The sequence below is a fragment of the Pseudonocardia charpentierae genome, from assembly GCF_031845345.1.
GTDB lineage: Bacteria > Actinomycetota > Actinomycetes > Mycobacteriales > Pseudonocardiaceae > Pseudonocardia > Pseudonocardia charpentierae.
Genome location: NZ_JAVREJ010000001.1, coordinates 35463 through 47566 on the forward strand (window position 1 = coordinate 35463; position 12104 = coordinate 47566).

Annotated in this window: 12 protein-coding genes; 3 read left to right on the forward strand and 9 right to left on the reverse strand. The window is 73.1% G+C overall.

Going from position 1 to position 12104, the window contains the following annotated elements; translation table 11 throughout:
* Window positions 1-83: 83 nt before the first annotated feature.
* The 5 genes from RM445_RS00175 to RM445_RS00195 form a co-directional block, all read right to left on the reverse strand.
* Window positions 84-578 carry a hypothetical protein gene (locus RM445_RS00175; protein WP_311553838.1) on the reverse strand — a complete coding sequence of 165 codons (495 nt, stop codon included), beginning with the start codon at window positions 576-578 and terminating at the stop codon, window positions 84-86.
* Between the two features lie 133 nt (window positions 579-711).
* Window positions 712-1554 carry a DUF2207 family protein gene (locus RM445_RS00180; RefSeq protein ID WP_311553839.1) on the reverse strand — a complete coding sequence of 281 codons (843 nt, stop codon included), beginning with the start codon at window positions 1552-1554 and terminating at the stop codon, window positions 712-714.
* Between the two features lie 7 nt (window positions 1555-1561).
* The gene (locus RM445_RS00185) at window positions 1562-1999 is read right to left on the reverse strand and encodes a LemA family protein (protein ID WP_311554372.1); all 438 of its coding nucleotides are present in this window, start codon (window positions 1997-1999) and stop codon (window positions 1562-1564) included.
* A gap of 3 nt (window positions 2000-2002) precedes the next feature.
* Entirely contained in the window at window positions 2003-2125 is a 123-nt protein-coding gene (locus RM445_RS00190; protein WP_311553840.1) for a hypothetical protein, read from the reverse strand.
* Window positions 2126-2239: 114 nt separating this feature from the next.
* Window positions 2240-3307, reverse strand: a complete 1068-nt coding sequence (locus RM445_RS00195; RefSeq protein ID WP_311553841.1) for a class I SAM-dependent methyltransferase — start codon at window positions 3305-3307, stop codon at window positions 2240-2242.
* Window positions 3308-3401: 94 nt separating this feature from the next.
* On the opposite strand from RM445_RS00195, the gene RM445_RS00200 reads away from it, so the two are divergent.
* Window positions 3402-6221 (forward strand): BTAD domain-containing putative transcriptional regulator, encoded by a 2820-nt coding sequence (locus tag RM445_RS00200; protein WP_311553842.1) that lies wholly within the window; start codon window positions 3402-3404, stop codon window positions 6219-6221.
* On the opposite strand, the gene RM445_RS00205 is transcribed toward RM445_RS00200, so the two are convergent.
* A complete protein-coding gene (locus RM445_RS00205; protein ID WP_311553843.1) occupies window positions 6211-6987 on the reverse strand; it encodes a PIG-L deacetylase family protein in 777 nt (258 codons plus the stop codon). The two genes, RM445_RS00200 and RM445_RS00205, sit on opposite strands and share 11 nt — an antisense overlap.
* 133 nt (window positions 6988-7120) lie before the next feature.
* Between RM445_RS00205 and RM445_RS00210 the strand changes: the two genes are divergently transcribed.
* Together RM445_RS00210 and RM445_RS00215 are read left to right on the forward strand one after the other, a co-directional pair.
* Window positions 7121-7303 carry a hypothetical protein gene (locus RM445_RS00210; protein WP_311553844.1) on the forward strand — a complete coding sequence of 61 codons (183 nt, stop codon included), beginning with the start codon at window positions 7121-7123 and terminating at the stop codon, window positions 7301-7303.
* A gap of 140 nt (window positions 7304-7443) precedes the next feature.
* Entirely contained in the window at window positions 7444-8013 is a 570-nt protein-coding gene (locus RM445_RS00215) for a hypothetical protein (RefSeq protein ID WP_311553846.1), read from the forward strand.
* Window positions 8014-8088: 75 nt separating this feature from the next.
* On the opposite strand, the gene RM445_RS00220 is transcribed toward RM445_RS00215, so the two are convergent.
* The 3 genes from RM445_RS00220 to RM445_RS00230 form a co-directional block, all read right to left on the reverse strand.
* Window positions 8089-9732 carry a glycerol-3-phosphate dehydrogenase/oxidase gene (locus RM445_RS00220; protein WP_311553847.1) on the reverse strand — a complete coding sequence of 548 codons (1644 nt, stop codon included), beginning with the start codon at window positions 9730-9732 and terminating at the stop codon, window positions 8089-8091.
* Window positions 9729-11234: an FGGY-family carbohydrate kinase gene (locus RM445_RS00225; protein WP_311553848.1), complete on the reverse strand. Its 1506-nt coding sequence runs from the start codon at window positions 11232-11234 to the stop codon at window positions 9729-9731. Before RM445_RS00225 ends, RM445_RS00220 begins: the two co-directional genes overlap by 4 nt.
* 107 nt (window positions 11235-11341) lie before the next feature.
* Window positions 11342-12103 carry a triose-phosphate isomerase family protein gene (locus RM445_RS00230; protein ID WP_311553849.1) on the reverse strand — a complete coding sequence of 254 codons (762 nt, stop codon included), beginning with the start codon at window positions 12101-12103 and terminating at the stop codon, window positions 11342-11344.
* Between the last annotated feature and the right edge of the window lies 1 nt (window position 12104).

The following is a 12104-nucleotide window of genomic DNA, read 5'->3' on the forward strand; positions in this document are numbered from 1 at the left end:
GGGCCGGTAGGGCCCGGACGATCAGCCTGGTTGATCGTGCGACGCGCACCGGCCCGATTCCCGGGCGCATACCGCCCCGACGATCAGCCTGGTTGATCGTGCGGCCGAAGCACCGTCGGAGCCTGGTCGATAGGCGGCGGCGCCGTCCCACCCCGGTGTCGAGACGGCGTGGTCACCTCCACGCCGTGGATGTAGCCCAGCCGCCGCCCGACGCGTGCGGTGACCACGTCGCCCTCCTCGAGGCGGTGCCAGTCGTCCTCGTCGATCCCGAACGCGCTCAGCCGACGGCTGGTGCCCTCGTCGATCGCGATCCAGTGCCGGTACTTCGTCTGCTCCCCGCTGGTGCGGCGCGCGAAGCGGCGCTTGCGTACGACCTGGCCGCTCATGGTGCGCCGGGAGACCAGGTCGAGCAGCGCCATGGCGAGCGGGATGGCGCCGACGACCAGCCCGATCCAGCGGGCGGCGGCGATCGGGTCGTCCGGGCCGATGTCGAGCAGCGCGCTCGACAACATCAACGCGAACAGCGAGATCATGAATGCGGCGACGCCGCCGAAGAACGCCGTCCCGACCGCGGACAAGGTGCTGCGTCCCCAGAACAGGAAGCCCAGCGACCGCCCCCGCGGCCGTAGCGCACGTCCACGACGTGCCACATCCCGCCGTAGTCCGACCAGGCCCGCCGGTCGTCGGCCGCCGACGCGATCGGCAGGCTGATCACCGCACGAGGCGCGAGCCCGAGCGTGGCGGCGTACGCGAGCGGACGGCCCCAGATGGTCGCCGCCACGGCCGGCTGCTCGGCAACCGCCCGCCTGCGAGGTGCCCGCGCAGTCCCAGCCAGCGGCCCGCGACCTCGAGGCCGAGGTCGGTGGCCCGCTCGCCGTTCATCTTCTCCGCGAACGCCACCAACATGGCGCCGACGACGAAGCCCGCGCCGAGCGACCCGAAGAGGCTGTCGTCTTCGTTCGGGGCCAGCATGAAGGCGACCGCCACCGCCAGCCCCGGGACCACCGCGGCCACCGACAGGACGGTGCGGTGCCCCGCGGTCCAGCGGCGCTGCGACAGCCCGCGCGCCCGCGCCTCCTCGATCACCGCATGGCTGAACGACTTCCACCAGCTGCCGATGTGCCGGTTGCCCTCGGCGACCGCGCCGGTGGCGACGACGCCGTCCGAGGTCGCCAGCCGCCGCAGGTGGTCGAGCACCATCTGCTCGTACGGGTTCAGGTCCGGCGGGTCACCGCGCCCCAGCCGCACGAGCGACAGCTCGGGCCCGATCTCCTCGACGGCGACGACCCGGCGGGCGGCCAGGTCGAGCACCGTCGCCGCGGCGGCCTCCTCGCAGAACTTCCATCCGCCGGTGAGCAGGTCGACGAGCGCGGGCGACTCGGCATCGAGGCGGTTCGGGTCAGGCGGCATGCCCGGCCGGGGCGACGGCGAGCGGGTGGCCACGGCCATCATCCCGAGCAGGCCGAACCAGACGACGAGGCCGATGCCCGCCACCGCGACCGCCACGCCCTGGCCCGGCAGCAGCCCGGTGAAGTGCACCGAAGCGAGGTTCATCGCCGGGTCAGAAGCGGACCTGGACGGGGCGGCGCTCCTCGTCGGGCACCTCGAACGACTCCCGCGGGGTGAACCCGCCGATGCCGGCGACGATGTTCGTCGGCACCGTCTGCACCGCGTTGTTGTACGTCAGCACGGAGTCGTTGTAGTACTGCCGCGCGTAGGCGATCCGGCTCTCGGTGTCGGACAGCTCCCCCTGCAGGTCCGCGAAGTTGCGGCTCGCCTGCAGCTGCGGGTAGGCCTCGCTCACCGCGAAGAGGCTGCGCAAGGTGGTGCTCAGCGCGTTCTCCGCCTTCGCCTGCTCGGCCGGCCCCTGGGCGTTCACCGCGGCCGCGCGAGCCGCGGTGACCGAGTCGAACGTCTGGCGCTCGTGCGTGGCGTAACCGCGCACCGTCTCGACGAGGTTCGGGATCAGGTCGTAGCGGCGTTTGAGCTGGACCTCGATCTGCTACCAGGCGTTGGCGACGGCATTGCGCCGGCGGACGAGACCGTTGTAGGTCGCGACGACCCAACCGATCACCGCGACCGCGACGACGACGGTGACGACCAGGACGACGACGAGTGTGCTCACTCCGGGCTCCGAGGGTGAGGGTGGCGGGGCGACCGGTGTCGCACCCGTGCCGAGGAGATCGCTCTGCGCCCCGCTCCTGATACATCCACTGTGGGCATTGCGCACGGATCGTGATCAGGGCCGGATCTCGTACACCAGGTTGAACGGGGTCTCCGCCGCCCGCCGGAACCGCGTGAAGCCCGCCTCGGCGGCGATCTCCCGGACCGCGGCCTCGCCGGCCTGCGCGCCGAGCGCGTAGCCGCCCTGCTGCGACAGCGCGTTGGGCAGGCACAGGAACAGCGAGCCGTTGTAGTACAGCCGGCCGACGGGGTTGAGGGTGCCCTCGACCGTGTCGGCGGCGTTCGGCTCGACCAGCAGCCACGTGCCGTCCGGAGCCAGCGCCTCGCGGATACGCCGGGCGGCGCCGGGCGGGTCGCCCATGTCGTGCAGGCAGTCGAAGGTGGTCACCAGCTCGTATCCGGTGCCGGCGAAGGTCTGCGCCGTGCCAACCTCGAAGGTGACCCTGTCCGCGACGCCCGCCTCGGCGGCCTTCTTGCGGGCCAGCTCGATCGACTCCGCGTGGTAGTCCGAGCCGACGACCGTGCTCTGCGGAAACGCCTGGCCGAGCAGCACCGACGACGATCCCAGGCCGCAGCCGACGTCGGCGATCCGTGCTCCGCTCGTCAGCTTCTCCACAACGCCGTCGAGGGCCGGGATCCAGGTGGGCACGAGGTCGGCGACGTAGCCCGGACGGTAGAACGCGTCGCACCCGACGAAGACGTCGTCGTCGTGCTCGTGCCAGCCGACGCCCTCACCCGTGCGGAACGCCTCGGTGATGCGCGGCTCGGCGCGCAGGTAGCCGAGCACGATGCGGCACGCCGCGGGCAGGTCGGGCCCGTTCGGGTCGGCGAGGCAGAACTCCTGCTCCGGGGTGAGGGAGAACTCCGCCGTCGCGGGGTCGTAGGTGATGTAGCCGGCGGCGGCCTGGCCGCGCAGCCACTCGGTGAGATAGCGCCGGTCGCACCCGGTCCGCTCCGCGAAGTGCTCCGCGGTCGCGGCACCTCGGGCGAGCGCACGGTAGAGGCCGAGCCGGCTGCCGATCACCACACCGCCCGCGCTCCCGGTGGCTGCGAGATCGCCGACGAACCTGCCGAGGAACTCGTCGAGCTTGCCGTGGTCCATGTCCTGCGTCGTTTCCGTCATGCAGGAAGCCTCGGCGAAGGCGATGTCGTGGAACTTGCGCGTGCTGTCGTCGCGCTGACACCACGGGCATGCTGTGACCCGGAGGTGGGGCGACGTGGACGATCCGGGATCCACACTCCGGGTGGAGGTGCTCGGGCCGCTGCGGGTTGTCGTCGGCGGCCTGCCCGTCGAGGTCCCCGGACCCAAGCGGCGGGCGGTGCTCGCGCTCCTGGCGCTCGCCGAGGGCCGGACCGTCCGCGTCGATCGGCTTGTGGACGCGCTCTGGCCGGGCGACGTGCAGGAGTCCGGACGGCAGGCCCTCCACACCCACATCTCCCGACTGCGCACACACCTCGGACCGGCCGCGGCCCGCGTGCAGACCCGCCACGGCGGATATCGGCTGGACCTCGCCGCCGACGGCCTGGACCTGGCGCAGGCGCGGACGCTGCTCGCCCGAGCCCGCGAGACGCCCGACCTGGCCGTGCTGAAGGACGCACACGCCCTGTGGCGCGGGCCGGCCCTGGCCGACCTCACCGATGTCGAGCCGATCGCGGTCGCCGTGGAGGGCTGCGCGCAGCTGTACCGCGAGGTGACCGATGCGCTGATCGCGTGTGCCGTCGGCGCGGGCCGGGCAGGCGACGTCGTCGGGCTCGCCACCGCCGCCCACGCCGACGATCCCCTGCGCGAGCCCGCGGTCCTGCTGCTCATGCGCGTGCTCGCCGCGACCGGCCAGGCTCCGGAAGCCTTGCGGACCGGCCGGGAGTACCGGCGCCGCCTGGCCGACGAGACCGGCCTCGACCCCTCGCCGGCGCTCGGCGAGCTGGAACGCGACGTCGCGAGCGGGTCCGGCAAGGGCGGCCCGGCTCCGGTCGAGCACACCCGCCCGACCACGCGCTTGTTCGGTCGCGAGGCACAGGTCGCGACGCTGCACCGGCTGATCGGGTCGGAACGGCTCGTCACGGTCGTCGGGGCGGGTGGCGTCGGCAAGACGCGGGTGGCCCTGGAGGTCGCGCAGCGCTGCGAGGCGTCGACCGTGCTGCTGCTCGCCCCGGTCACCGACCCGGCCGCGATCCCGCACGCGCTGGCGGCGGCGCTGAACCTGCAGGTGGCCCAGGGCGACGTCCTCGCGGCCTGCATCGCGCTCCTCGGCGATCGTCCCGGACTGCTGGTCGTCGACAACTGCGAGCACCTCGTCGACGCCGCGCGCGACACCGTCGGCGTTCTGCTCTCGGCCTGTCCGGGGCTGGTGGTGCTGGCGACCAGCCGTGAGCCGCTCGGGCTGGCCGCGGAGTACGCGTTCCGCCTGGCGCCGCTCGCGCTCCCCGACTCCGATCGCGACCTCGCCGAGGTGCCCTCGGTGGCGGTCTTCCTCGACCGCGCCCGCCGGGTCCGCCCCGACGCCGCACCGACTCCTGCGGACCTGCACCTGGTGGCCGACGTCGTCCGCCGGCTCGACGGCATGCCGCTGGCCATCGAACTGGCTGCCGGCCGGTTGTCCGGCTTCTCGCTCACCGACCTGCATCGCCGCCTCGACCGCGCGCTCGACCTGCTCGGCGGGCGGACCGGCGGCAACGGTCGGCACCGGACGCTGCGGGCCACCGTCGAGTGGTCCTACGAGCTGCTGTCCGACGACGAGCGGCGGCTCTTCCGGTACCTGTCGGTCTTCGTCGACGGGGTCGCGCTGGACGACGCCGAGCGGCTCGCCGCCGACCTGATTCCGGACACCGATCCGGGCGCCGTGCTGGCGCGGCTCGTCGACGCCTCGATGATCGACGCCGCCTTCGCCGAGGGCGGCACCCGGTACCGGATACTGGAGACGCTGCGCGCCTTCGGGCTCGACCGGCTCACGGCCGAACACGAGGACGACGACGCGGGCGACCGTCTGCTGCGCTGGGCGGTCGACCTGACCACCTGGTTCGCGTCGACGGTCGCGACCGAGCGCGAGCCCGAGGCGGACGCCGTCCTGCGCCGGGAGCTGGCGAACCTGCGAGCCGCATGGCAGTCGACCCGGAGCCGCGGAGCGATCGACGACGGCGCCGTCCTGGTCGCCAGCCTCCACGACGCGGTCACCTACCGCGACCTGATCGAGATCCGGGGTTGGGCGGAGGAGCTGGCCGCGGACTTCATCGGCGACCCCGCACTCGCGGCGCATCCCCGCGCGGCCGCCGTGCTGGGTACCGCCGCCGAGGCGGCCTACCACCGTGGCGACCACGCCACGGCCGAAGGCCTGGCCCGCGGTGGGCTCGACCGCGCGACCGACAAGTTCGGGACGTGGTGCTGCCTCTCCGTGCTGTCCGTGGTCGCCCTGGCCCGCGGGGCGCACGCCGAGGTCGTCGAGCACTCCCTCGCCGCCGACGCGATCGCCCCTCGACCCCGCGACAACCCGGGTGTCGCCGCCCTCGCCATGGCCTACTCCGGCGAGCTCGACCGCGCGCGCGAGCTGCAGGCACGAGGCCGTTCCGGCGCGGTCTCACCATCGATGCGCGCCTGGAACCACTACGTCGCGGGCGAGATCGAGAGCGTGGCCGGAGACACCGGAGCCGCGGAGCGGCACTACCTGCAGGCGATCGACCTCGCCCGGACCTCCGGCGCGACCTTCCTCGGCGGCGTCGCGCTCGTGGGCCTGGTCGCCCTGCGCGGCCGGGCCGGCCGGACCGCCGACGCGCTGCGCGGCTACCGCGACGTGGTCGACTACTTCGCCCGCACCGGCAACTGGACCCACCTGTGGCCCGCGCTGCGCAACCTGGCGGACCTGCTGCGCCGGCTCGGCGATCCCGACGACGCCGCCGTGCTCGATTCCGCGGCGGACGCATCGTCGGATGCGCCTGCCGTCGACCGGGCCGTCCGGCCACCTGCGGCCCCGGCCGTGTCGATCAGCCGCGCCGAGGTCCTTCGCGTCGCCCGAGACGCGATCGAGCGGAACCTCAGTCGGTGAGCGCCCCGACCAGCGACCCGCTCGCCGGGCGACGCACCGCCTCGACGAACGCCTCCTCGCCGACCCACGCCGTGTAGCGCGCGACGCCCAGCGTCGCGATCAGGCCGGCGGTCTGGGTCGTCTGCGCGGCCAGCGCCCGGACCTTGCGGGCCGCGGTCACGGGATCGAGCACGACGTCCACGGCGAGGCGCTCCGACGGGGTGAGGACCGGATATCCGGGCAGGTAGATGTCGAGGCTCGCGCTCAGCTCACTCCACCGCGCCTCCCACGGCTCGGGCACCGCCGCGTGCAGCAGCCGCGCGCCGGCTGGGGCGGCGCGCGTGAAGGCGGCACCGGCCCAGGCGGAGACCGTGCGGTGGTCGGGATGCCCGGTGACACCGTCCGGGCCGAACGTCAACACGGTGTCCGGCTGGACGTCGCCGACGACGTCGCAGAGCTGCGACACCGCGGCCTCCGGCTCGACCGCGGCACAACCGCCGTCGCGGTGGCCCAGCCAGTGGTGCTCGCGGACCCCGAGAACGTCCAGGCAGCGGGCCATCTCCCGGGTGCGCTCGGCGGCGAGCCGGGCCGGCGGCCAGGCGACAGGATCCGGAGTGCCCGACTCACCGCGGGTCGCGGTCACGCAGACGACCCGTTGACCGTTGTCGCGGGCCAGCGCCATCAGTCCGGCGGACAGGTACGCCTCGTCGTCGGGGTGGGCCCAGATCCCGAGGATCGTGCCCAGCTCGGCGACATTCGTCGCCGTGATCGTGGTTGCGCTCCGCATGCCTGCAGCCTGCCCACCGCCGCTGTCATCGGGCTCACACCGCTCGGGCTCCGGCGACAGGCATCTGTCAGCGGCCCTCGTCACTCTCTTCCTCGGGCGGCACCCGCCCCGGACGACCGTCGAAGGAGACGTCATGGCCCAGCCCACGATCACCGACCTGCTCGCCGGACTCATCGACCTGGCCCCGAGCACGCCCCCGCACCGGCCCGGCCCGTGCACCGCGCTGTGCGTGCCCGCGTGCACTACCGGTCGGCGCGGCCACCCCACCGGCGCCACGCGAGAACCGACGCCACACTCCCGAACACGACGGCCGTGATCGAGCCGGAGACCCTGCAGCGCCACCCGCAGTCCGGGGCCGTCCACGAGGGCGCTCGAATCCGGCCTAATCCGGTTCAACCTGGGTACGTCCCGGTCCGTCCGCACCGCCGGGTGCGGCCACCGACGGAGGGGAAGTTCATGTCCGAGCGCAATACCGTGGTCCGCAGCCTGCACGACATCGGCCTCGGGGCCTGGTTCGGTGGATCGCTGGCGGGCGCGGTCGGCATCAACGGTGCCGCTGCCGACGTGGCGGAGCCGAAGGAACGGCTGCAGGTGGCGAACGCGGGCTGGAACCGCTGGACGCCGGTCAACCTCGGTGCCATCGCCGCGCACCTCGTCGGCGGAGCAGGCCTGCTGTACGCGAACAAGGGCCGCGTCGCGAGCCAGAAGGGTGTCGGCACCTCGACCGTGGCGAAGCTCGTCCTCACCGGCGCCGCGCTGGGAGCATCCGCATGGAGCCGGGCTCTGGGCGCCAAGCTCGACCAGTACGACGGCGTCCCGGTGCAGGGCGGCACCGACCCCGCGCCGGAGACCCCGGCCGAGGTGGCGAGCGCCCAGCGCCAGCTCAAGGTGCTGCAGTGGGTGATCCCGGCGCTGACGGGCGGCATCGTCGTCCTCAACGCCCTGCACGGCGAGCAGCAGCGGCCCAACCAGCAGCTGCCGGGCATCCTCCAGGGCGCCGCACAGCTGACCGGAGCCACCGACTGACGTAGGTCGAGCGCTCGCCAGGGCCGTGAGTGGTGGGTGGTGCCGGAAGGGGCGCCACCCACCACTCACGTCGTCCTAGAGGATCGTCGCGAGCCGCGGCTGGGCCTCGTACGCCGCGACCTCCTCCTTCTGCCGCGCCGCGTCCCAGCGGAGCACCGGGGCGATCAGGGCGGCGATCCCCGCGGCGGCGGCGACCCCGCCGTCGGGGTCTTCGATCGCGACGTGCGTCCGCCGCGTGAGCACGTCGTCGAGCGTCATCGCGCCCTCGCGGGTGACCGCGTAGATGAACTCCACGGGCAGGTAGCCCGAGGTGTACGGGACCGGACGACCCAGCGCCTCGTCGCCGGCGATCGGCGCCAGCACCTCCGGCAGCTCGGCGCCGTAGCGGTGCAGCATCCGCTCGAGCGTCGGCGGGGGCACGCCGTACCGGGCGGACAGCGCCGGCAGCTGGTTGCGGATCACCAGCCACCCCGGCGCCCCGACCAGCGGCAGGTTCTCGGTCGGGGTGGGCGGGATCTCGCGCCCGAGCGACTTGGCCGCGGCGTCGACGGCGTCGCGTGCCATGGGCCGGTAGGTCGTGTACTTGCCCCCGACGATCGTCACCATGCCCATCGGTGCCTCGATCACGGCGTGGTCGCGGGACAGGGCGGACGTCGACTTCCCGTCGGCTCCCGCCGGCGCCAGCAGCGGACGCAGCCCGGCGTAGGTGCCCAGCAGGTCGGAGCGCTCGATCTTGCGGCGCAGCAGCTTGTTGACGTTGCGCAGCAGGTAGTCGATGTCCTCCTTCTCGGCCGTCGGGTTGCTCTTGTCGCCGCTGTACGGGGTGTCGGTGGTGCCCAGCAGCCAGTGGCCGTACCACTTGCGCAGGATGATCACCGAGTCCTCGGCCTTCGACAGGATGCCCGTCGTCGAGTCGAACGCCTCCTTGCGCACGAGCAGGTGCACGCCCTTGGCCGGGGCGATGCTGAAGGTGTGCGCGCCGGCGAGCTGCTGGATCTCCGCGGCCCACACGCCGGCCGCGTTCACGACGACCCGCGCCGAGACGTCGAACGACCCGCCGCCCTCCACGTCTTCGACGGTCACGCCGGTGGCCCGGCCGTCGGGTGCGGTGCGCACGCCGGTCACCTTGGCGTAGGTGATCACCTGCGCGCCGTAGGACGCCGCGGTCCGGGCGACGGCCAGGGTGTGGCGGGCATCGTCCATGCGCCCGTCCGGGTACTGCAGGCCGGCGATGACGACGTTCGTGTCGAGCCCGGGAGCCTCCCGCTCCACCGTCTTACGGCTCAGGTAGCGGGCGTGCGGCGCCCCTCCCGTCCGCTTGCTCATCGTGGCCATCGCGTCGTAGAGGCCGACGCCCGCACCGACGTACGGCTTCTCCCACTGGTGCTGCAGCGGGTAGAGGAAGTGCTCGTGGCCAACGAGGTGCGGGGCCAGCGTCTTGATCGTGAGGTCGCGCTCGCGCAGCGCGCCGAACACCAGTGAGAAGTTGAGCTGCTCGAGGTAGCGCAGCCCGCCGTGCATGGTCTTGCCGGAACGCGAGGAGGTGCCGACGGCGAGGTCGCCGGCCTCCAGCAGCACGACCGACAGCCCGCGGGAGGCCGCGTCGAGAGCCACGCCGGCGCCGGTCACGCCACCGCCGACCACCACCAGGTCGTGCGTCCCGGTGGTGGCGGCGGCGATGGCGTCCTTGCGCGTCGACGGCGACAGCGTCGAAGTCACTTCTTGTCCCCCTGGGTGGCCAGCGCGGCGCGTGTGTGCCAGAGCGGCCTGGCCGCCTCCAGCAGCTCCATCTGGTGTGCGAAACCGGCGTCGTAGAGCGCGCGGTTCGCGTCGTTGGGCTCCACCACACCCTCGGGGCTGGTCCACTGCTCCACGTCGAGCTCCTCGCCGCGGGCCTCGGCGCCGGCGAGCACGGCACCGCGCGCCCCCACCTCGGGGGTGCGGGCGAGCACCAGCGGGGTCTCGAGCACGTCGGCGAACACCTGCATCCAGTTCGACGACTTGCTGCCGCCGCCGGTCACGACGATCCGCCCGCTCTGCCCGGCCGACTCGAAGCAGTGCCGCGCGGTGTAGGCCAGGCCCTCGCACACGGCCCGCACGATGTCGTCGCGGTTCGTGGTCAACCGCATGCCGGAGATCGAGCCGGCCGCGAGCGGGTCGACGAACGGGGCGCGTTCACCGGAGGTGGCCAGGTAGGGCAGGACGTTGAGACCGTTGGCCCCGGGCGGGCTGGTGCCCAGCAGCCCCTCGACGGCGCTGACCTCGATGCCGAGGATGCGCAGCACCCAGTCCAGCGACGCGGTACCGACCATCGCGGGCATGGCCCGCAGCCACTGGCCGGACTTGCCGGTGGACACGCTGAAGCCGGCCGCGTCGCCGGTGTTGACCAGCTCGTCGCGGTGCACCAGGCAGCCCAGCGTGGTGCCGACGATGAGCAGGGCGTCGCCCTCGGTGCCGGGGAAACCGATGCCGGAGCCGAACCCGCACGCGGGGAAGTCGAACGGCCCCGAGCTCACGGGGGTCCCGACGGGCAGCCCGAGCAGGGCCGCGCCCTCGGCGTGCAGATCCGCGACGGGCACCGGAGCCACGATCGGAGCGAGCAGCGAGCGCCTGTCGGTCAGCCCGGTCAGCTCCAGCACGCGGTCGCTGTAGCCCATGCCGGTGCCGTCGCCGAAGGGCATCGAGGCGTCCGACGGGTCGGTGGCGCGCACGCCGGTGAGCCGGCCGAAGATCGCGTCCTTGCAGTAGCCCGCGGTCGCCGCCCGGTCCAGCGTCTCCGGTTCGTTGAGGTCGAGCCACTTCAGACAGGCGGCCGGGGCGCCGGGGAACATCGACCCGCCGCTGATCCCGTACACCTCCTGCAGCACACCGGACTTCGCCCATTCGTCGACCAGCGAGCCGGCACGCCCGTCGAGCCACGACATGGCGGGACGCACGGGGTGGAACTTCTCGTCGGTGATCCAGCAGCCGTCGCCCTGCCCGGTCAGCGCCACCGACTCGGGCGTCTGACCGGCCTCGCGGATCGCATCCGACACGACCGCCGACAGGGTGGCGAGGATGACCTCGAAGTCCTGCTCGACCGCGCCCCTGACCCCGGCCCGCTCGTGCATCAGCGGTATCGAGCGGCCCTGCACCGCGAGCGCGTCGCCGTTCTCGTCGAAGATCGCGGCCTTCACCACCGACGTACCGGCGTCGATCCCCAGATAGGCCTTCCCTGCCATGGTCAGGCACCCCTCTTCACGGTGTCGGCGTCGTCGAGCGGTAGCGCGGCACGTTCGTCGGGCAGCAACATCTCGAGCGTTCCTTCCTCGGAGTGCGTGAAGTCAGGTCAGAGCTGGTCCACCTCGTCGAGAATCCGGCGGACCGCGGCCGGATCGTGGGCGAACCGGCCCAGGAACATCCCGTCGACGTCCGCGGCGATCCGGGGCAGCAGACCGGGACCCGCGCTGCCGCCGTAGATCACCTTCGCGTCGGGGAACAGCTCGTCGCCCGCGACGTGCTCACGCAGCGCACGGCAGACGGCGGAGACGTACTCCGGCGGAGCGGGCTCGGGAGCGCCGATGGCCCAGTTCGGCTCGTAGGCCACCACCAGCTGCCCGCCCGTTCCCGACGAGCGGGCGGGCGCGAGTGCCGACTCGAGCTGCACGATGCAGCGCTCGGCCGCCTGAGCCGGCGCCCCGGGCTCAGGCTCCCCGATGCACAGGACGGGCGCGAGTCCGTTGCGCAGCCCGGCCAGCGTCTTGCGCGCCACGATCTCGTCGGTCTCGCCGAACATCGCCCGTCGCTCCGCGTGCCCGATCTCGACCATCGTGCAGCCCAGCTCGGCCAGCTCGGCACCGCTGACCTCACCCGTGAACGGCCCGACGTCCTCCCAGTGCAGGTCCTGTCCGCCGACCGCGATCCCGGCCGGCTGGGCCAGCTCGAGGACGCCGGGGATGCTCGGGAAGGTCGGGATGGCGAAGAACTGCACGGTCCCGCCGGTCGTGGCCGGATGATCCATGCAGATCTCGGCCACCCCACGCACCCATTCCAGGGTCCGCTTGTGCCCGAAGTACATCTTCAAGCTGGACCCGATGAAGAACCGGGCCATG